We start from the raw sequence: 21934 nt of genomic DNA, 5'->3' as shown, positions 1-21934 counted from the left end.
CCGTGATAACTTTAACTTGGAATCAAAAATTCCAGAAAATATCAATATTAAAATTTTAGAAATTGAAAATCATAGTGTTTTTAAGCGCTGACTATATAATCTTTGGATGAAGTAATATATTTAAAACCATCAGATTTTACACTTATTCTTGCAGGCACATATTTACTACCAACTTTATAAAAATCATAAATAAAATTTCCATCTCCAGCTTGATAAAGAAACTTCACACCATTCTCATCTTCAACATTTTGCAATGCAGAATTGCTTTGAAGAAAATTATGTTCCAGGTAAGTAATCGCCTTATCTTTTTTATTAAAAATAATTTTTCCACTATATTCGCTATTGGTAGTCAATTTTATTCTAAAATAAATTTCTTGTTCCTCGCTATTTTCATATAATAACCTGCCACGAACTACTGCATCTTTAGAGTTCATAAAGCCAAATATCCTTGATAGATGATAGCTCAAAAACATATTCCCAATATTATCATGTGGTGCTATTGAAGTCTTTGCTCTACCTTTAAATAAATAATCTACCTTTTTCAAATATCTTAAATCGTCAATTTGTAGTTGGACAAATTTGTCATAATTACTTTTAGAACCATCTTTAAAATTGTATTCCCCATTTCTGCTCCAAAATTTTCCATCTGCAATCATTAGTTGCCGCATTTCATTGTCTTCGAAAGTGCGTTGAGAATAGGTAACATCATACATTGCAGATTTATCGTAATAAATATCATCATAATGCTTAATTACATCTTTGAAGATTTTCTTCACATCAATATTGATGATTTTCACTTCTACAATATCGCTATACGCTGGTTTTAAAGCTATGATAGGTTGAAAATTATTTATTATCTGAGTAACGTAACCTGATAAAGAGATTTCAAAATCTTTCGCATTGCTTGGCAAAAGCACGTTACCTTCATCATTACTATAGTAGATTTGATCTTCAAAAATAACTCTAGCATCGGGAATTATCTTTCGTGTTTCCATATCTACTACCAATCTCTTGGTTAACGTTTGTGCAAAGAAAGTAGTAGTAGTAGTAGTAGCACTAAAAAAGAGTAACAGTAAAAAGTATTTCATTCCGTTGAGTTTAATAAATATGAACAAAAGTAGTTAACTTGAAAATAATAATGTAATATTAATAAAATATTCTAATGAATTATAAAATATCCAATCATTTTCCCCAAATTGACGTGTGTGCCACGCTTCTGTTCGAAAATAAAATTATTTTATAAAAATGAATAAATTTTAGTTCAAAAAAATAATCTTTTTTAAGGCCTAAAATAATGTGCACAAGCATAAGCATTTTTTTTAGGAAATCATAATACATCAATTTTTGTAATAGAGTTTTTTGTAAATTTAACCTACAATTTTTATAAATTCACAAATGAAAAAATTAACCATCATATTCTCAATACTGTTCATTTTTATTTTCGGAATCATTTCTGCGCAAGAAGGCATCAAAAAGTTTCTATATAAAGGCAAAATTGATAAATTTCCTGTTACGCTCTATTTACAAGAAGATACTTCTGGTTGTGGCCCAAAATTCTATTACGGAATGTATAAATACGATAATTTGGGCACCTGGCTTTATCTTACAATTTCTGATGATGAACAAAGCAGATTGGTGATGGTTGAAGGTGGAATTACTGGAATTTTGAGTTTAAAACTATCTGGCGAAACGCTAAAAGGATTTTGGATATCACCGGATGGAAGCCGAAAACTAGAAGTGAATTTGAAAGAAATTCCAACAACTAATAAAATAATGGAATCCTATGACCGAAAATATGATGAGGTGAATTACGAGATGAATGATTGTTAGGACGAGATGAATTACAATTTTATTTTAAATTAATTATCCTGGGCAAATCAATTTTTTACCCGCTGCTTAAAGTCTCCCGATTTTGAGTATTCTATCCAAGTATTAAATCAACTTAAAAAAATACCTAGGTAAAGCAAGAGATTATTTAAACACAAAAAAACTCCTCCAAAAATTGAAGAAGTTTATATCTAAAAAACTTTGTCAAAGTAAAAACATTGCTCTTTAAAACTTTGAAAAAGTGTATATCGTGGTTTTCCTACGCCGGAATTTCGCCTTTGTATAAGAAACCAATCGTTTCTTTATTCACTTTCTCTACCATTTCTGTGAAGAGGTGAAAAGATTCTTGTTTGTAAATTACCAATGGATCTTTTTGCTCATAAACTGCGCCTTGAGAAGATCTTCGCAAATCGTCCATTTCGCGCAAGTGCAATTTCCAGTTTTCATCTATTATTGATAATGTAATATTTTTCTCAAAATCACTGATCAATGTTTCGCAATTGCTTTCATGTGCTTTTTCTAGATCCGTAACTATCGTCATGGTTCTGCTTCCATCCGTGAAAGGAACTTGAATCATTTTGAAAGTCTGACCTTGTGTTTTGTAGACATTTTCTATAATTGGAAAAGATTTCTCTTTCATGAGTTCCAATCTTTTTTCGTAATCTTTTTGTGCAGCTTCAAACAAAATATTGGTCAACTCTACTACAGATTTAGATCTAAATTCATTTTCAGAAACTGGCGCTTCCATCGTGAAATTTTTGATTACTTCAAATTCAAAATCTTTAAAATTAGAACTTGGTTTTGTAGCATTGATGATGCTATTGGAAACATCAAAAATCATATTGGTAATATCATATTTTAAATGATCGCCAAACAATGCATTTTTTCTACGTTTGTAGATTACATCACGTTGTTTGTTCATCACATCATCATATTCCAACAATCTTTTTCTGATACCAAAGTTGTTTTCTTCTACTTTTTTCTGTGCTCTTTCTATGGATTTGGAGATCATTCCAGCTTGAATAACGTCTCCTTCTTTGTGGCCCATTTTGTCCATCATCTTCGCAATTCTTTCGGATCCGAAAAGACGCATCAAATTATCTTCCAAAGAAACATAGAATTGGGAACTTCCAGGATCTCCCTGTCTTCCTGCTCTACCACGCAACTGTCTGTCTACGCGGCGAGAATCATGTCTTTCTGTACCTATGATTGCCAAACCACCGGAAGCTACAACGCCTTCACGCAATTTAATATCCGTTCCACGTCCTGCCATGTTTGTCGCAATGGTTACAGCTCCTGGTTGACCAGCATTTGCAACAATTTCTGCTTCTTGCTGGTGCATTTTTGCATTCAACACTTTGTGCTCTATCTTTCTTAAAGACAAAGCTTTAGATAAAATTTGAGAAATTTCTACGGAAGTTGTACCTACCAAAACTGGTCTTCCAGCGGAAGTCAATTTTCCTATTTCTTCTATTACAGCATTATATTTTTCGCGATTGGTTTTGTACACCAAATCTTGTCTATCATCTCTAACGATTGGTCTATTGGTAGGAATTACCACCACATCCAATTTATAAATTTCCCAAAGTTCGCCAGCTTCTGTTTCTGCAGTACCCGTCATTCCAGAAAGCTTGTTGTACATTCTGAAATAATTTTGAAGCGTAATGGTTGCAAAAGTTTGCGTTGCCGCTTCAATTTTCACGTTTTCTTTAGCCTCAATTGCTTGGTGAAGTCCGTCGGAATATCTTCTTCCTTCCATGATTCTACCTGTAGATTCATCTACAATCTTCACTTCGCCATCAATAACTACGTATTCATCATCTTTTACAAATAATGTGTAGGCTTTTAACAATTGATTTAAAGTGTGAACTCTTTCAGATTTAATAGAGAAATTTCTATATAATTCTTCTTTGGCTTCAAATTCGTCGTCTTTAGAAAGACCTTTATTTTCTATATCGGCTAGTTCTGTTCCTAAATCTTCTAAAACAAAGAAATCTTTGTCTTGATTTCCGGCAGACATATATTCTATACCTTTATCGGTAAGATCTATTTGATTGTTTTTTTCATCTATCACAAAATAGAGATCTTTATCTGCTTTTGGCATTTCTCTATTATTATCTTGCATGTAAGATGCTTCCGTTTTTTGTAGCAAAACACGGTTTCCACTTTCAGATAAAAATTTAATCATGGGTCTGCTTTTTGGCAAACCTCTATATGCTTGTAATAATTTGAAACCGCCTTCTTTGTTATTTCCTGCAGCAATTAATTTTTTCGCTTCAGCAAAAATTGCGGAAATAGTTTTTTTCTGTACTTCTACAATTCTATCTACAGAAGGTTTTAGCAGATCAAATTCCTGACGATCTCCTTGCGGCACTGGTCCAGAAATAATCAAAGGTGTTCTTGCATCATCTACTAAAACAGAATCTACCTCATCAATGATGGCATAGTTCAAATCTCTTTGCACCAATTCTGTTGGCGAAGTTACCATGTTATCTCTCAAATAATCGAAGCCAAATTCATTGTTGGTTCCATAAGTGATATCACAATTATATGCAGCAATTCTACTTGGTGAGTTTGGTTGATGATTGTCTATACAATCAATACTTAAACCATGAAATTGGTACAATGGTCCCATCCAAGCGCTATCTCTTTTCGCTAGATAATCATTTACCGTAACTACATGCACCCCTTTTCCTGGAAGTGCATTTAGGTAAATTGGAAGCGTTCCTACCAACGTTTTACCTTCCCCAGTTGCCATTTCGGCAATTTTTCCAGAGTGTAAAACTACACCACCAATATATTGCACATCGTAGTGCACCATATCCCAAACTACAGAAGTTCCAGCGGCATTCCAAGCGTTTTTCCAAACAGCTTGATCTCCTTCTATCACTACAAAATCTTTTCTTGCGGCAAGATTTCTATCCATCTCTGTAGCTGTTACACGCAGTTCTCCGTTTTTTGCTAGTCTTTTCGCGGTTTCTTTCACTAAGGTAAAAGCTTCTGGCAAAATTTCTGCAAGCACTTTTTCTTCCACTTCATAAACTTCTTTTTTCAAAAGTTCTATTCGTTGAAACATGCCTTCTTTCTCATCAATATTAGATGTGGTAGAAATTTTTTCTTTTATGTTTTCAATCTCAGAAGTTATTTTAGCAGACGATGCCCTGATCTTAGTTTTAAACTCAGCAGTTTTGTCTCTCAAACCATCGTCCGAAAGATTTTCTACGTTCGGTTCTGCAGCTTTGATTTTTGCAACTACTTTTTTTACTTCTTTAAGATCTTTAGCATTCTTATCGCCCAAAAAACCTTTTAAAACCTGATCTAGTAAACCCATAAATTATCACTTTGCGCTGATGTACCTAAACTCCAGCAATTATTCTGCATCAAAAAAGGATGCTTATTTTAATGTAAAAAAACTTTAAGCATTATGCCTAAAGCTTTATTTTTAGTATTCGTCTTCGTTCCAGAGGAAATCTTCGTCTGTTGGATAGTCTGCCCATACTTCTTCTATAGATTCGTAGATTTCTCCCTCATCTTCTATAGCTTGTAAATTTTCTACAACCTCCATTGGTGCTCCAGTTCTGATGGCATAATCAATTAATTCTGCCTTTGTCATCGGCCAAGGTGCGTCGCTTAAAAAAGATGCTAATTCTAATGTCCAGTACATAATATTATTATTTTTGCAAAAGTAAAAAATTAGCGCATATAAAAAAGTTTTTTTACGCTGATTTTCAACATTTTTCGTATTGTTATTTTAAATCTGAAAAATAGTATTAAAACTTATCAGACGATTGTCATTTTCTCAAAAACCATTCCACAAAAATTTTTATGCCATTTTCAAAATTTGTTTGCGGATTATAATTAATTAGGCGCCTCGCTTTTTCTATATCTGCATTGGTTTTTTGCACATCTCCTGCTTGCATTGGCAGTAATTTTCGGATGGCTTTTTTGCCAAAATTTTCTTCTATGGTCGCCAGCATTTTATCCAAGGTAATTACCTCGCTTTCACCCAGATTAATAATTTCGTACACCTTCTTGTTCTCTTCTAAATATTGGATAGAATTGATGATACCTTGGATTATATCATCAATAAATGTGTAATCTCTTGCAGTTGTGCCATCTCCATAATAGGGAATTTCTTGATTTTCAGACAATAATCTTACAAATTTATGGATGGCAAGATCTGGTCTTTGTCGAGGACCATAAACAGTGAAAAACCGCAATTGAATCATATCTATTTTATATAAACTATGATAAACGTGTCCTATAATTTCTACCGATTTTTTTGTTGCAGCGTAAGGCGAAATGGGTTGATCTACAATATCCGTTTCCGAAAAGGGAACTTTTGTATTGTTGCCATAAACACTTGAACTTGAAGCACAAACAAATTTGATAACCTCAAATTTCTTGCAAACCTCCCACATATTCATGCTTCCGGTAATGTTTACAGATTGATATTCTAAAGGGTTTTCTATTGAAGGGCGAACTCCAGCCAAAGCAGCAAGATGAATAACTACATCTATCTTATTGTTGCGAAATATATTTTCTAAACCACTTAAATCCCTAATATCTTGATAAAACAATTGATAGTTCGAGGAGAAAGTTTCAGATATTAATTTCTGAATATCCAGAAGCTTATTTTTAAAAATAAAAGCTTCTGTTATTTTTAATGAATCTAATGTATTTTGAATTTTAATTTTATAGTCATAAAAATCGTCAAAGCTATCTATATTGATGACAGAATGTCCACTTTCTAACAATTTTTCCACCAGATGGGAACCTATAAAACCACTTCCGCCTGTTACAAGATAATTCATTAATAGCATTTAAGATTACAAATTTAAGCTTTTGTTTTTTCTTCAAAATAATAATGATGGTTATAATTTTAAAATTTACCAATTAATCTTGAACAAAATAATATAACATCACTTATCAATTATTCTGTATTTTTACTCTCTAAAATTTAAGAAATGCTTTTCAAAGGTCAATTGCTAAAAATGAGCACTCAATATGCTTCTCCTATTCAATATTATCTCAATCTTTCTGATGATTTATTAAATATGAATCAGTTGTTTAATAAAAAAATATCCATAAAACATACCGGTTATCAATGCGTAAATTGTGGTAGGAACGAGAAATTATACCGGATGGGATTTTGTAAAAAATGCTTTTTTGAAAGTCCATACGCAAGCGAAAGCATCATTCGCCCAGAACTTTCTACGGCGCATCTTGGAACTGAAGAAAGAGATATTGCTGTGGAAGAGCAAATCCAATTGGTGCCACACATCGTTTATTTGGCTTATACGGGAGAAATAAAAGTTGGTGTAACGAGAGAAAAACAAATCCCAACAAGATGGATTGATCAAGGGGCAACTTTTGCTCTAGAAATTGCAAGAACGGAAAATAGATACGAAGCCGGAATGATAGAAGTAGCCTTGAAAGAGCATGTGGCAGACAAAACAAATTGGCGCAAAATGCTGAAAGATGAAATGGAAGGCGATTTGGATTTGGAAGATTTTAGAAATAAAGTGAAAGAAAATTTTCCAGAAGAATTCGAAAAGTTTTATTCTGGGGAAGAAAAAGTTTGGAAAATGGACTTTCCTTACGAAGCAAACGAAAAAATATCTTCCGTAAATTTAGAAAAAACACCAGAATTTGAAGGAGTTTTAAAGGGAATTAAAGGGCAATATTTAAGTTTTGAAGATGGATCTGTGATGAATGTTAGAAGCCACGAAGGTTTTGTGGTAGAAGTTGAAATATAGAAAAAAAACAAAATCCTATTTATGAGGATAATTCTATGAAAAATAAATGGGTAAAATATACCGTCTATACTTTAGGAAGCATAATCGTTTTGCTCGTTTTTGCAAATATCGGCTTGAATTTTTGGCTGCAAAATAATCTGCCAGATTACATTAAAAAAAATACGGATTACAACATCACTTATCGAGATATTGATGTTGATCTCTTTACGGGAAATATTGCAACCACTGGAATTGCTATTCACAACAAAAATGAAAAAAACGACTCTATTCTTCGTTTAAAAGGAACTGTTGGATCATTCGAAATTAGCAGGTTTGGGATTTTTGATGCGGTATTTAATAATGAAATAAGTGCTTCTAGATTAATTTTGATAAAACCAAATTTAAATATTATTCTGCCAAACCCTTCAAAATTTAGAAAGAAAAAGAAAGAAGCGTCAATTCCGTTTGATGATGTAGAAATTACGGATGGAAATTTGGCTGTTTTCAAACACAACAATAATAGAATATTTTCCGCTAATAATCTGAGCGTCAACATAAAAAATATTGAACTTGCCGATAAAAATAGCAATCAATTGTTGCCGATAACATTTGATAAGCAAAATATCAACGCTAAAAATCTTTTCTTTCGACAAGGGAATTTACAAATAATTAAAGCTGAAAAAATAAAAACAGAGAACAAACTTCTAAACATTAATAATTTAGAAATAATCCCTCTGCTTTCTTATGATCAATTTGCGAAATTTCAACCCAAAAAAGGAAGTTTTGCGAAAGGTAAAATTGGACAAATTAAATTGGAAGATTTTATCTTGAAAAAAGAATCCATCGAGCTAAAAACTTTTCAAATTGCGAATGCAGACATTCAATTATTTACAATTAAAAGAAATAGTACTAAAGAAAAAAAACCTTTGAATTTTGGATTTAATATAGAAAATCTAGATTTAAAAAATTCAAAAATTCAAGTTTTCAATAGCGCTACAAACCGAGTATTTTCTGGCAGGAATATGAACTTAAAAATTTCTGAATTTGAATTGAATGATGAAACTTTGAAAATTCAAATTCCTGTGAAATATGAAAATTTTGCGTTTAGTGGAAATGAAATAGAAACAATTTCTGGACAACAGAAAGCCATTTTTTCACAAGTAAATATTAATCCAAAATCTATTTTATTGGATCAAATTATTTTGCAAACTCTTGGAAATGGAAAAATTGAAACAAATATGAATGGCAGCATCAAAAAAGTTGCAATCAATATTAATGATTGGAAATTTGATGATGACAATTTAGATTTAAATATTAAAAACATTCTAATAGATGGCGCAAACGGGAATTTAAATATTGTAAAAAACATTAAAAAGAACAATCCGATTTCTGGAATTGAATTTCCGCTTTTGTTAGAAAAAATGGAACTAAAAAATTCCAATCTATCTATAAACAGTAATAATATAAATGTATTTTCTGGCAAAAATTTAGAAGTTTTGGTAAACAATATCTCATTAACCGAAAAATCTAGTAAAAGCAAAATTCCTATTGAATATAAAGATTTTAAAATTACAGGAAATAGCCTTATTTTTAATACAAAAGATCAAAATATAGAGGCGCAATCTGCATTTATCCTTCCAAATTCTATTAAATTAACCAACATTAATCTTAAAAATAATGGAAATTACAGTAGTACAACTGCCATGGTTGGATCTATCAAAAATATTGATGTGAAAATAAAAGAATGGAATTTTGACAATGATATTTTAAAATTAGATGTAGAAAACGTACTAATTAACGGTTTGAACGGGAAGTTAAATTTAGCAAAGAATAAAACCAAAACAGCGAAAAGTAACAATGGAAACCCTCCAAATATTTTGCTTCGGAAAATTTCATTGAAAAACTCTGCCTTTAAATTAGATTCCGACAACAAACCTTTAAGTTTCAAAAATCTAAACGTTGAAGTGCGAAATTTCACGATGAATGAACAAACAGCAAAGAATAAAACACCTTTTAAAATGGGGAGTTATAGTCTTGCAGCAACAAATTTTAATTATACATTGAGCGAATTTTACAATGCGAAAATTGCTACTATAAACATTAACGACAGTAAAATAAATTTAACTAATCTGCTATTAAAACCCACTGTCTCTAGAGCGGAATTTGTGAGACGGCAACCTGTAGAAAAAGATTTATACAACTTGAATATCAAACAACTAAGTGCAAACGGAAAATGGGATTTTTTTAGCAATCAGTTGAGTATCTATGTGAATAATTTAAATATTGATAACATGGATGCGAATATATTTCGCAGCAAGATTCCTACAGACGATCCAAAGATAAAACCTCTTTATGGCTCGATGCTTTCAAGTTTGAAATTTCCTTTGTTTGTGGAAGATTTGAATATCAAAAACTCTAGATTAGTCTACGAGGAAGACACGAAAAAAAGTGATGGACCAGGGAAATTGGTATTTGGAAAATTCAATTTGAACGCGAAAAATATAAATTCTGGAAAATTTGCAGGGAAACCAACCAACGTTCCTATTGTCATCAACACCATGTTGATGGATTCTGCACCATTGACGGTGAATTGGGAATTTGATACTGCCAGGAAAGACGATTATTTTACGGTAACAGGTTTCACAGGATTGATGCCTGCTCCAGATTTAAATTTATTTACAGAACCTTATTTGAAAGTGCGTGCTACAGGTGAAATTCAAAAATTAGCGTTTGCTTATACTGGTAATGTAAAAACGATAAGTGGTACTTTCAAAATGATAAATAAAGATTTAAAAGTACAAATGCTACAAGATGATGGGGACAAAAAAGTAGTACTTTCTGCTATCGCAAATTTATTTGTGAAAAATGATTCTGGTCCAAATCCAGCTGCTATTTTGATAGAAAATGTGGAACGAGATAATACGAAATCTTTCTTCAATTTCTTGTATAAAGGTATAGAAGCAGGTTTGAAAAAATCATTAGTCGGTTTAGGTTCTAAGGCACAAAAGGTAGACACCACGGAAGAATTTCCAGATAATGAGGAAGAAATAAAGGCTTTGCAAAAAGTAGAGCAAGCCGCAAAAGAGACTCCAAAAAGAAAAACTATATTTAAAAGAATATTTAAGAAAAAATAAAAGGCAGAAAAATTGAATTTCTGCCTTTTAAAAATTAATCTAAATTATATTCTGGATCCTCAGATTCTGGAATTCTTCTTAAAAAATCGTCAAATTCCTCGCCGCTGTAATTGCTTTCTGCGCCATAAGAATCTAAAATAAAACCTATGTTTCCATCGGTAGATTTCACGAGTAAAAGTACAGCGTTGTCATCTGGATTGCTATCGCCTTCAAATCGGTATGTTTTTGCGATTATGAGTTCATCAGAATTATAGTTTTTCTCTCCATTTTCTAATTTCATTTCGTTATTTTCATTCATCCGAAATTCTTTTGTCACGCCTCTTTTTGCCAAGATCGTCATAACTTGACTTAGAGTCTTCATATTTTCGCTCGTATTTTCCATATTTTTTAATTTTTTTAAATTTACTATTTTCAGAATAGTTAAAATTATAAAATTTCTATTATTTATTTAATTTTTCGATACCCATTTCAAACAAAGCAAAACTGATGATATCTGCATTTTCTGCAATCACTTGGTCTGTAGATCTTCCTGCTCCATGTCCTGCATCGGTTTCTATTCTAATTAAAACAGGATTTTTGCAATCTTGTTTTGCTTGAAGTTCCGCTCCAAATTTGAAGGAATGTGCTGGAACTACACGATCATCATGATCTCCCGTAATCACCATTGTGGATGGATAGCATTTGCCAGATTTCACATTATGAACTGGAGAATAAGATTTCAAATATTCAAACATTTCTTTGCTATCTTCTGCAGTTCCATAATCATAGCTCCAACCTGCTCCGGCTGTAAATTTATTGTATCTCAACATATCTAAAACACCAACACCAGGAAAGGCAACTTTCGCAAGGTCTGGTCGCATCGTCATGGTTGCGCCAACCAAAAGCCCACCATTAGATCTGCCAGAAAGCGCCATGAAATTGGGTGAAGTATATTTATTCTTTTGTAAATATTCTCCTGCAGCTATAAAATCTTCAAACACATTTTTCTTTTGCATTTTTGTACCCGCGTCATGCCATTTCTTCCCATATTCTCCACCACCACGAATGTTTGCAACGGCATAGATTCCACCGTTTTCCATCCAAATAGCATTCACCACAGAAAAAGAAGGCGTGATGCTGATGTTGAAACCACCATAACCATAGAGAATTGTAGGATTTTTGCCATCCATTTTCAATCCTTTTTTGTAGGAAATCATCATTGGGATTTTGGTTCCGTCTTTGGAGGTGTAAAAAACTTGCTCAGAAATATAATTTTCTGGACTAAATTTTACGTTTGGTTTTTGGTAAACCTCAGAAACTCCAGTAGCTGCATTTATTTTAAAAGTTGTGCTTGGTGTAATAAAATTTGAAAAAGAATAGTACAAATTCTTCTGAGATTTTTTCCCGCCAAAACCACCTGCAGTTCCTTTTCCTGGAAGTGCAATTTCTCTCATCAACTTCCCGTTAAAATCGTATTGCTTTACTATTGAAACTGCATCTTTCATGTATGTTGCAAAAAGAAAACCTCCACCTGTAGAAATGCTTAGAACGTTTTCAGTTTCTGGGATTACATCGGTCCAAACTTTCGGATTATTAATATCAAATTTTTGCAATTTTTTGTTTGGTGCATTTTTATCGGTGGAAACATAAATAGTATTTCCCACGGTTTCTACGATATCTGTATTGAAATCATAGCCTGTTTGAATAGCTACAAATTCACTATTTTTTTTCTCTAAATCTTTTATGTAAAGTTCATTTCCATTGGTTGCATCGGAGGCAGAAAGAATTAAATACCTTTCGTCATCAGAAACGCCAATACTCATGTATCTTCGTTTAAAATCTGCGCCACCTTTTATCAATGTATCATCGGAAACAGAAGTTCCTAGTTTGTGAAAATACACTTTGTGCATATCCGTCATTCCAGAGAGTTGACTGCCTTCTTTTGGCTGATCATATTTAGAATAATAAAACCCTTCATCTTTATACCAAGATGCACCGCTGAATTTTGCAGTTACGGGTTCGTCTAGAATTTTTTTTGTTTCTACATCCATGATGATGATTTTATTCCAATCGCTTCCACCTTCGGAAATAGAATAAGCCACCAAATTTCCTTTCTTATTAAATGAAACGCCAGAAAGTGAAGTTGTTCCTTTATCAGAAAACTTATTTGGATCTAGAAAGACTTCTGTTTTTCCAGATGTATTGGTTCTGTATAAAACAGATTGCGCTTGCAAACCATCGTTTTTGTAGAAATAAGTGTAGTTTCCTTCTTCAAAAGGTGCGCTTATTTTTTCGTAATTCCAAATTTCTTTTAGTTGCTTACCAATATCATTTCTGTAAGGAATTTTATCTAAATAATTTTGAGTGAAGGCAACCTGTGTTTTCACCCAAGCTTTGGTATTTTCGGCTCTATCATCTTCTAACCAACGATAAGGATCGGCAACATCTGCTCCAAAATATTTATCTATATGATTTCCTTTTTCAGTTTTTGGGTAGTTTAGGTTAGATTTTTGAGCCATAATTTTTGTAGAAAATAAAGCAAGTGCTGCAAGACAGCATATTTTTAAAGACATAATTTTAAATTTTTATAAAATTAGCCAAAAATTTGTTAATTATCAATTCGTTAACATTTTAAAACTGAATTATTTTGTAATTTGGTACTGTTAAAAATTTAAAAAATGAATAAGAATACACAAGTTATATTTGCCAGTTCATTTGGATTGGCGGTTGTTTTAGGATTAATGGCAGTAAGAAATTATTTCCGAGATAAAGATTATGAGAAAGAATATGGAGATTTTCATCGCAATTTTGGGTAGAAAATAAACTTAAAGAGAAATATCTGCAGGTAGAGAAAATTTGTAAAAAATGGACTGTAATTGCGAACAGAAATTAATTCAACTCATATTATTACTGTAAATTTGCATTCCATCAATATTTTATGAAGCAATTTTCCTCTATTCGTTCTGTACAAGTCTTGGCGCACGTTTGCAAAGAAATGGGTGTTTTTCATTTTGTAATTTCCCCTGGTTCTAGAAACGCGCCTTTGGCGATTCATTTTTCAGAAACAGATGAATTCAATTGTTACAGCATCGTAGACGAAAGAAGTGCTGCTTTCGTAGCGATGGGAATGGCGAAAAGTTTGCAAAAACCAGTAGCAGTCATTTGTACCAGTGGTTCTGCAGCTGCAAATTATTATCCGGCAGTCACAGAAGCATTTTATCAAAATGTTCCTCTGTTGATACTTTCCGCAGATAGACCTGTAGATTTTGTAGATCTTTTTGATGGACAAACTATCCGTCAAAATCAGCTTTTTCAGCAACATTCTTACGGAGATTTTCAATTACTGGAAGATGATGAAGAAGATTCTGAATTTCAAAATTTAGAAATTTCTAAAAAAGCAATGCAAATTTGCATAGAAAAAAACGGACCTGTACACATCAATATTCCTCTGAAAGAACCTTTGTACAATTTAGTTTCCGAACTTCCTACTTTGCCAAAATTTGAAAATACAATTGCTAAAAAGAATTTTACCTTAGATTCTACATTCATAGCAGAATGGAACCTTTCAAAAAGAATATTAATTTTAGTAGGTACACAAAATTACTCTGAAGAGTTGCAAATGCAGCTTTCTCAATTAGCAAAAAATCACTCTGCGGTAATACTCACCGAAGTAACCTCTAATCTTAATAATGATAAATTTTTTGAGCATATAGATCGTTACGTTTTTAATTTCACGGAAGAAGAAATGCACCTCTTTGCACCAGATTTATTGATAACCGTTGGGCAAAATGTAGTTTCCAAAAAAGTAAAACAATTTTTAAGAAAAGCCAAGCCAAAAAATCATTGGCATTTAGATGCTAATTGGCAACCAGACACTTATTTTTCTTTAACAAATAAATTTGAAACCAAACCAGAAGTTTTCTTTACAAAGCTGCTGAAAGGAATTCAGCTAGAACCGAAAGCCTTCTACAACCTTTGGGACAGTTTGCGAGATAAAAAAGATGCGAAACACAAGCGGTTTCTACAATCTGTAAATTTTTGCGATTTCCAATTATATAGAATGCTGTCTGATATTTTACCAGAAAATTACAATCTGCATTTTGCGAATAGTTCACCAATTAGATATGCGCAACTTTTTCATTTTAATAAAAACAAAGTCTACTGCAACCGAGGAACGAGCGGAATTGATGGCTGCACATCTACAGCAATGGGATTTGCCATGGCAGACAAAAATCCAACACTTTTTGTTTCGGGAGATTTAAGTTTTTTCTATGATATTAACGGTCTTTGGAATCCTTATATCCCACCATATACTAGAATAATAATCGTTAATAATGGTGGTGGAGATATTTTTAAAATAATACCTGGACCAGCAAAAGCTCAAAATGCGTTGGATGAATTTATCGCAACTACGCATTCCAAAAACGCAGAACTATTGGCAAAACATTTCGGGTTTATCTATACAAAAGTGGAAGACGATTTGACGATGGGCAGGGTTTTAGAAAATTTTTTCAAGCCAAGTCCTAAACCTCAAATTTTAGAGGTAAATACACAAGGAATTGAAAATGCGAAAGTTCTTGTAGATTATTTTGAATTTTTGAAATAAATTTTTTGATTGCGGAGTTCAGGAATATTTTTTTAATATAAATCTTTTTAATTCTGCAAAACCAGGGCAAAAGCAGTAAAATTATTAAAGGCTATTTAGCCACAGATTACTACTGATAAATGTACTTTTTGCACTTCAACAGTTCTGATAATCAACTAAAAACAGAATTTCAGCCAGAAAAACATACAGAATTTGCAGAAAATCTATATGCTACTTTTTTAATGCGTTTGAACTACTGCAAAGTCGATTCGCATTGCAAAAATTCATTTCAAAAATCATTTTAAAAATGAAATTTTCGGTTTTAAAACAAAATTTTGATAATAAATAAGCAATGCGAAAAGTAGCGCAAATAATATATTAAATCTTCCCCAAAGCAATAAATCTGGTGCTAAAATAAATTCTAAAATATTCATCAAAATAATAATTCCTATTTGCAAAATGGCGTTTAACTTCCAGAAATACTTTGATAGAATCCAAATTGCCATCGCAATTTCTGAAAATCCAATTAATATAGTAAAAATTGAAGCATATTCTTCTCCCAAAATTCTGGCTACAATTTCTTGATGCCGTGGAATGAGATTCAACACTTTACAGAAAAGGCCATTTGCTAGCCAAACTGCAGCGATGACGTATTGCAGAATATTGCTAAGAGATTTTAAATTCAAGATAGATATTTTAATCTATAAAGATAATTAAAGCTAAATGAGAATTTGGCTATATTCAATTATTTTGATTAAATGTAGAAATTTATTTAATTATTGCTACAGAATCGTTGAAAATCTTCCTATATTTATTTAGAAATAAAAAACAATGCTGGTAAAAATTTTTGGAAGCGCACTTTTCGGCGTTTCTGCACAAACTATAACGATAGAAGTAAATGTAGATACAGGTGGAGTTGGCTATCACCTCGTTGGTTTGCCAGACAATGCTATAAAAGAAAGCAGCTATAGAATTTCTGCGGCGCTAAAAAATTGTGGTTTTAAAATTCCAGGTAAGAAAATCACCATCAATATGGCTCCCGCCGATTTGCGAAAAGAAGGATCTTCTTATGACATGAGTATTGCAATTGGAATTTTGGCAGCGTCTGATCAAATAGTTGCAGACAATGTGGGAGATTACATCATCATGGGAGAATTATCTTTAGATGGAAATTTGCAACCGATAAAAGGAGTACTTCCAATTGCCATAAAAGCCAGAGAAGAAGGCTTTAAAGGTTTTATTCTACCCAAACAAAATACCAGAGAAGCCGCAATAGTTAGCGATTTAGAAGTATATGGAGTAGAAAACATCAAAGAAGTGATCGATTTTTTTAATGAAGGAAAACCTCTTGAAAGAACGACGATTGATACCAGAAAAGAATTTCAAGAAAAAGTAAACGATTTTCCATTTGATTTCTCGGAAGTGAAAGGGCAAGAAACTGCAAAACGTGCTATGGAAGTTGCTGCAGCTGGCGGTCACAACATTATTCTCATTGGTCCACCAGGAAGTGGAAAAACAATGTTGGCGAAAAGAGTTCCCAGTATTTTGCCCCCATTATCTTTAAAAGAAGCCTTGGAAACCACAAAAATACATTCTGTTGCCGGAAAAATGGGAACAGATACTTCTTTGATGACGGTTCGCCCATTTCGCTCGCCTCATCACACGATTTCGGATGTTGCTTTGGTGGGAGGAGGAAGTTATCCGCAACCTGGAGAAATTTCTTTGGCGCAAAATGGCGTTTTGTTTTTAGATGAATTGCCAGAATTTAAAAGGACCGTATTAGAAGTAATGCGCCAACCTTTGGAAGATAGAATTGTAACAATTTCGCGGGCAAAATTTACTGTAGATTATCCTGCAAGTTTTATGTTGGTTGCAAGCATGAACCCAAGTCCCAGTGGATTTTTCCCAGATGATCCTAATAATACTTCGTCTATTTTTGAAATGCAACGCTACATGAACAAACTTTCTGGTCCACTTCTAGACAGGATCGATATTCATATTGAAGTGCAAAAAGTAGAATTTGATCAACTGACAGACAAACGAAAAGGCGAAACGAGTGTAAGCATCAGAGATCGTGTGATGAAGGCGCGCGACATGCAAAGTGAACGTTACAAAGATTTGGAAATCAACTACAACGCTCAAATGGGACCGAAACAAATTGAAAAATATTGCGGATTGACGGACGTTTCTCAAACATTAATAAAAGTAGCGATGGAAAAACTCGGGCTTTCTGCAAGAGCGTATGATAGAATATTGAAAGTTGCCAGAACAATAGCAGATTTAGAGTTGAGCGAAACGATAGAAAACGACCATATTTCTGAAGCGATACAATATAGAAGTTTGGATAGAGATAGCTGGAAAAACTAATAATTCATGGAACAAAAATCTTCATTTGACAGTTTTGATCAGCTGTAATTATCTTCTCAAGCAAAATCTTTTTTACGAGAAATCTCTAAATGAATAAATTTTCTATACATCCATATTAGCGGGTCATTATTAGGTATTTTAGGATCTAGAATCAGATTTTCAAAACTTAACTTCCCTTCAACGTCACAAAAAAATCCGAAAGAAATTCATCTTTCGGATTTTTATTATGTAGAAATATTAAAATTTACTTTCTATTTCTTTTCGACTTTTTTTCGTCGGTAGTATTTACTCTTTTCTTCTTTGGTTCTTTCGGTGTATTTTCGTCGGTAATCAATTTTAATTCTTTTATCAATCTCTTATTTCCAGCGTATTTATCTATTACCCAAAGTACATATCTCACATCTACATTGATGGTTTTTTGTACTGCTTCTTCAAATACAATATCACCACTTAAAGCTTCGCTATTACCATCAAATGCAATCCCGATCAGGTTTCCATCTCCATCTATTACAGGAGATCCAGAATTTCCTCCGGTAATATCGTTGTTGGTAAGAAAATTTACTGGCATATATCCCGCAGCATCTCCATACATTCCGTAATCTTTTGCAGAATTAAGGTCTATTACTTTGGTAGGAAGATCAAATTCTTCGTCTCCTTTTTTATATTTAGCAACCATACCATCCATTGTAGTATAGTAGTTTTCAGAAATTCCATCATAATTTCTATCATCTCTTTTTGGCAAAGTATCTACTGTTCCATACGTTAATCTCATTGTAGAATTAGCATCTGGATAGAATTTTTTATCTGGTTGAGATTTCATCAAACCTGCTAAAAATATTCTATTGTTTTTGGCAAAATTTGCATCAATTATAGCGAATCTTTCGCCCGAAAGTCTTGCATCTTCTACGTATGAATTGGCCATTTTGTATAGTGGATCTGCATCCAACTTCAAACGATCTGGATTTAAGATAAAATTAGTAACAGAAGCTTTATTAGCAAAAATAGAAGACTGCGCAAGGATAGATAAACTACCAGCATTCACATTCATCAAAGTTGGAGAACCAACATCTTTTGTTACATTTTTTTGGTATAAATTAACTAGAGAATTTAACATTTCGCCCTCTAATTCTGAGTCAAAATTTTCATAAACACCTTTCAATGCTTCTTCTACTCTAGGTTTCATCGCCAATCTTGCTTGCATGTCTTGTGCAGCATAAGTTTTTAATAATGATCCCAATTGATATGCAGTCATGATATATTTTGCATTTCTCTGCACGTTGGAAGAATACATTCTTTCCACATTTCTATCAGAGGTTTGCTTGTAATAAGCATCTATATCATCTAAAATATAAGCATACTCTTCGTTTCCAGATTGCAACGCCCATTTTTTGTATTCAAACTCTTGATTTTGTTTATTTGCAATAGTTCCGTTTTGTATTACGGCATCAATAGTTCCTTGTCTATTTTTCCAGTAATTGGCAACATTTGCATATTGAGAAGCATAATTTAATCTTGTAGCTTCTCCTCTGTCCATATATTTTTTCATCACATCCATAGAAAGTTTGGATGCTTTTACCCAAGCTGGATAATCTTTATTCACCATTTGATTAATACCAAAAGATGTTAGGTATCTATTTGTTCTACCTGGATAACCTAATATCATTGCAAAATCTCCTGGCTTATATCCTTTTAGAGAAACTGGTAAAAAATGTTTAGGTTTTAATGGGATATTTTTTGGAGAAAACTCTGCAGGATTTCCGTTTTCATCTGCATACACACGAAAGATAGAGAAATCTGCTGTATGTCTTGGCCATTCCCAGTTGTCTGTATCTCCACCATATTTACCTAAAGAAGATGGTGGTGCACCAACCAAACGAATATCTTTATAGTCTTGATAAACAAAGAAATAAAATTCGTTTCCATTGAAGAAATCTCTTACAACAACTGTATATTTTCCATTTTCGGAATTTTCTGCTTGTATTGCTTTTGTTTCAGCAGCAATTACTTTTGCTCTTTCTTCGGCAGACATTTTATTGTTCAATTTAGAATTGATGCGCTGTGAAGCATCATCCATTCTTACCAAAAATCTTACGTAAAGACCTTCAGCATTAAATTCTTGAGATTGTTTCATCGCCCAAAAACCATCCTTTAAATAATTTTTTTCTGGCGTAGAAGCAGATGCAATAGCATCATAACCACAGTGATGATTTGTGAAAACTAAACCTTGATCAGATACGATTTCACCTGTACAAAATCCACCAAAACTCACGATTGCATCTTTTAAAGCGGCATTGTTTACGGAATAAATTTCTTCTGGCGAAAGATGAAGCCCTTCTTTTTGCATGTCTACCCCATTCAATCTTTTGATGAACATGAGCAACCACATCCCTTCATCTGCTTTCATTGGCACGAAACTCAATAGAAACGTACATAATAGTAATATCTTTTTCATTTTAAATATTGTTTAATGAGGCTAATTTACTAAAATAAATTTGTAAAACGGCCTTAAAATTATCACTTAAAGCAATATTTAATTCACAAAAACCCTATATTTGTGTAAAGAGGCTTAGTTTATAATTAAATAGGCTAGAAGAATAGAAAATATGATAGAAAAATCTGATCATCAATATGAAAAAGCTGTACTTGTAGGCTTGGTTACACAAAAGCAAGATGAAGAAAAACTAATAGAATATATGGATGAGCTAGAATTTCTAGCTTATACAGCAGGTGCAACTGTGGAAAATAGATTTGTACAAAAACTGACAACTCCAGATCCAAAAACTTTTGTAGGAAGTGGAAAGGCACAAGAAATAAAACAATATGTGCAGGATAATGGCATCAATACCATTATTTTTGATGATGAACTTTCGCCGTCTCAGTTGAAAAATTTAGAAAAAGAAATTGAAGTAAAAATTCTAGACAGAACAAATCTTATCCTAGACATTTTTGCACAAAGAGCGCAAACTTCTTATGCTAGAACGCAAGTGGAATTGGCTCAATATCAATATCTTTTGCCAAGACTTTCCAAAATGTGGTCTCACCTCGATAAGCAAAAAGGTGGAATTGGAATGCGTGGACCAGGTGAAACGGAAATAGAAACGGATAGAAGAATTATCCGAGATAGGATTACTTTACTAAAAGATAAATTGAAAGTTATTGATAGGCAAATGGCTACACAACGCAACAACCGTGGAAAAATGGTGCGCGTTGCTTTGGTTGGATACACCAACGTAGGAAAATCTACTTTGATGAATGCTATTTCCAAATCTGATGTATTTGCTGAAAACAAATTATTTGCAACATTAGACACCACCGTTCGGAAAGTTGTCATCGGGAATTTGCCATTTCTATTAACGGATACCGTTGGTTTTATCCGAAAATTGCCAACACAATTGGTAGAAAGTTTTAAATCTACTTTGGATGAAGTTCGGGAAGCAGATTTATTGATACACGTGATTGATATTTCTCATGAAGGTTTTGAAGATCAATTGAATTCTGTGAATCAAACCTTGGAAGAAATTGATGCAAGCCAAAAACCGATGATCATGATTTTCAACAAAATTGATGATTTTTCTTACGAGAAAAAAGATGAAGACGATCTATCCCCAGAAACTAGAAAAAATATTTCTTTAGAAGACTGGAAAAAAACTTGGATGGCAAACTCTAAACATCCAACGGTTTTCATTTCTGCACTCACAAAAGAAAATTTCCCCGAGATGAAAAAAATGATGTACGACGAAATACAAAGGATACACATTTCTAGATTTCCATATAATGATTTTCTGTTTCAGTATTTTGAAGATGAAGAGATTTAGGTTTTAAACACGAAGACTCAAAGCATTTCACAAAAATTTTATTGGGTTATATGGCACAAAGAGAATTGACTAGCAAAACTGATTCTTATGACAGAAAATGAAATTTCCAAAATTGTTTTTGAACTTGGTTTAAAAGTTCATAAAACTTTAGGTCCAGGCTTGCTAGAAAGTGCTTACGAACAATGTTTATTTCATGAGCTTTCAAAAACAAATTTACTCGTTGAAAAACAAAAAATTTTGCCCGTTGTTTACGAAGGCATAAAATTGGACGCAGGTTACAGAGTAGATTTAATGATTGAAAACAAATTTATAATTGAAGTAAAATCTATAGTATCTTTAGAAAATATACATCTTGCACAATTGCTAACCTATTTAAAATTAAGCAATTGTAAATTAGGTTTGCTCATTAACTTCAATACATTTTTATTTAAGGACGGCGTGAAAAGAGTAATTAATGGAAAGTTATAATGAATAGGTTATTTACTTTTA

16 protein-coding genes are annotated in these 21934 nt (G+C 32.7%); 8 read left to right on the top strand and 8 right to left on the bottom strand.

Going from position 1 to position 21934, the window contains the following annotated elements:
- Positions 1 to 80 precede the first annotated feature (80 nt).
- Positions 81 to 1088 (bottom strand): hypothetical protein, encoded by a 1008-nt coding sequence (locus HNQ03_RS12195; protein WP_173779966.1) that lies wholly within the window; start codon positions 1086 to 1088, stop codon positions 81 to 83.
- 307 nt (positions 1089 to 1395) lie between these two features.
- Between HNQ03_RS12195 and HNQ03_RS12190 the strand changes: the two genes are divergently transcribed.
- On the top strand, positions 1396 to 1830 hold the full coding sequence (locus tag HNQ03_RS12190) for a hypothetical protein (RefSeq protein ID WP_173779965.1): 435 nt from the start codon (positions 1396 to 1398) through the stop codon (positions 1828 to 1830).
- 256 nt (positions 1831 to 2086) lie between these two features.
- Here HNQ03_RS12190 and secA read toward each other — a convergent pair whose 3' ends face one another.
- The 3 genes from secA to HNQ03_RS12175 all read right to left on the bottom strand — a co-directional run bounded on the left by secA (position 2087) and on the right by HNQ03_RS12175 (position 6641).
- Positions 2087 to 5158: a preprotein translocase subunit SecA gene (gene secA / locus HNQ03_RS12185; protein ID WP_173779964.1), complete on the bottom strand. Its 3072-nt coding sequence runs from the start codon at positions 5156 to 5158 to the stop codon at positions 2087 to 2089.
- Between the two features lie 111 nt (positions 5159 to 5269).
- Positions 5270 to 5491, bottom strand: a complete 222-nt coding sequence (locus HNQ03_RS12180) for a DUF2795 domain-containing protein (RefSeq protein ID WP_173779963.1) — start codon at positions 5489 to 5491, stop codon at positions 5270 to 5272.
- 127 nt (positions 5492 to 5618) lie between these two features.
- Positions 5619 to 6641, bottom strand: coding sequence for a GDP-mannose 4,6-dehydratase (locus tag HNQ03_RS12175; RefSeq protein ID WP_173779962.1), 1023 nt, complete (start codon positions 6639 to 6641; stop codon positions 5619 to 5621).
- A 153-nt stretch (positions 6642 to 6794) separates the two neighbouring features.
- Here HNQ03_RS12175 and HNQ03_RS12170 point away from each other — a divergent pair, with 153 nt between their 5' ends.
- Together HNQ03_RS12170 and HNQ03_RS12165 are read left to right on the top strand one after the other, a co-directional pair.
- Positions 6795 to 7586 carry a DUF2797 domain-containing protein gene (locus HNQ03_RS12170; RefSeq protein ID WP_173779961.1) on the top strand — a complete coding sequence of 264 codons (792 nt, stop codon included), beginning with the start codon at positions 6795 to 6797 and terminating at the stop codon, positions 7584 to 7586.
- A gap of 35 nt (positions 7587 to 7621) precedes the next feature.
- Complete coding sequence (locus HNQ03_RS12165; protein WP_173779960.1) at positions 7622 to 10699, top strand: AsmA family protein; 3078 nt, start codon at positions 7622 to 7624, stop codon at positions 10697 to 10699.
- A gap of 34 nt (positions 10700 to 10733) precedes the next feature.
- Here the strand turns inward: HNQ03_RS12165 and HNQ03_RS12160 are convergent, their stop codons facing one another.
- Together HNQ03_RS12160 and HNQ03_RS12155 are read right to left on the bottom strand one after the other, a co-directional pair.
- Positions 10734 to 11081, bottom strand: coding sequence for a hypothetical protein (locus tag HNQ03_RS12160; protein ID WP_173779959.1), 348 nt, complete (start codon positions 11079 to 11081; stop codon positions 10734 to 10736).
- 58 nt (positions 11082 to 11139) lie between these two features.
- Positions 11140 to 13251: a prolyl oligopeptidase family serine peptidase gene (locus HNQ03_RS12155; RefSeq protein ID WP_173779958.1), complete on the bottom strand. Its 2112-nt coding sequence runs from the start codon at positions 13249 to 13251 to the stop codon at positions 11140 to 11142.
- Between the two features lie 105 nt (positions 13252 to 13356).
- On the opposite strand from HNQ03_RS12155, the gene HNQ03_RS12150 reads away from it, so the two are divergent.
- Both HNQ03_RS12150 and menD read left to right on the top strand, forming a co-directional pair.
- Positions 13357 to 13494, top strand: a complete 138-nt coding sequence (locus HNQ03_RS12150) for a hypothetical protein (RefSeq protein WP_173779957.1) — start codon at positions 13357 to 13359, stop codon at positions 13492 to 13494.
- A 122-nt stretch (positions 13495 to 13616) separates the two neighbouring features.
- The gene (menD, locus tag HNQ03_RS12145; protein WP_173779956.1) at positions 13617 to 15284 is read left to right on the top strand and encodes a 2-succinyl-5-enolpyruvyl-6-hydroxy-3-cyclohexene-1-carboxylic-acid synthase; all 1668 of its coding nucleotides are present in this window, start codon (positions 13617 to 13619) and stop codon (positions 15282 to 15284) included.
- Between the two features lie 275 nt (positions 15285 to 15559).
- Here the strand turns inward: menD and HNQ03_RS12140 are convergent, their stop codons facing one another.
- Entirely contained in the window at positions 15560 to 15949 is a 390-nt protein-coding gene (locus HNQ03_RS12140) for a DoxX-like family protein (RefSeq protein WP_173779955.1), read from the bottom strand.
- A 145-nt stretch (positions 15950 to 16094) separates the two neighbouring features.
- Between HNQ03_RS12140 and HNQ03_RS12135 the strand changes: the two genes are divergently transcribed.
- Complete coding sequence (locus HNQ03_RS12135; RefSeq protein ID WP_173779954.1) at positions 16095 to 17630, top strand: YifB family Mg chelatase-like AAA ATPase; 1536 nt, start codon at positions 16095 to 16097, stop codon at positions 17628 to 17630.
- A gap of 244 nt (positions 17631 to 17874) precedes the next feature.
- Here the strand turns inward: HNQ03_RS12135 and HNQ03_RS12130 are convergent, their stop codons facing one another.
- On the bottom strand, positions 17875 to 20082 hold the full coding sequence (locus HNQ03_RS12130; RefSeq protein WP_173779953.1) for a S46 family peptidase: 2208 nt from the start codon (positions 20080 to 20082) through the stop codon (positions 17875 to 17877).
- A 151-nt stretch (positions 20083 to 20233) separates the two neighbouring features.
- Here HNQ03_RS12130 and hflX point away from each other — a divergent pair, with 151 nt between their 5' ends.
- A complete protein-coding gene (hflX, locus tag HNQ03_RS12125; RefSeq protein ID WP_173779952.1) occupies positions 20234 to 21445 on the top strand; it encodes a GTPase HflX in 1212 nt (403 codons plus the stop codon).
- A gap of 87 nt (positions 21446 to 21532) precedes the next feature.
- Positions 21533 to 21913, top strand: a complete 381-nt coding sequence (locus HNQ03_RS12120) for a GxxExxY protein (protein ID WP_173779951.1) — start codon at positions 21533 to 21535, stop codon at positions 21911 to 21913.
- The last annotated feature ends 21 nt before the right edge of the window (positions 21914 to 21934 follow it).

The organism is Frigoriflavimonas asaccharolytica (genome assembly GCF_013294015.1).
Lineage (GTDB): Bacteria > Bacteroidota > Bacteroidia > Flavobacteriales > Weeksellaceae > Frigoriflavimonas > Frigoriflavimonas asaccharolytica.
Note: the sequence above shows the minus strand (reverse complement) of the source record. Positions and strands in the feature narration are given on the sequence as shown.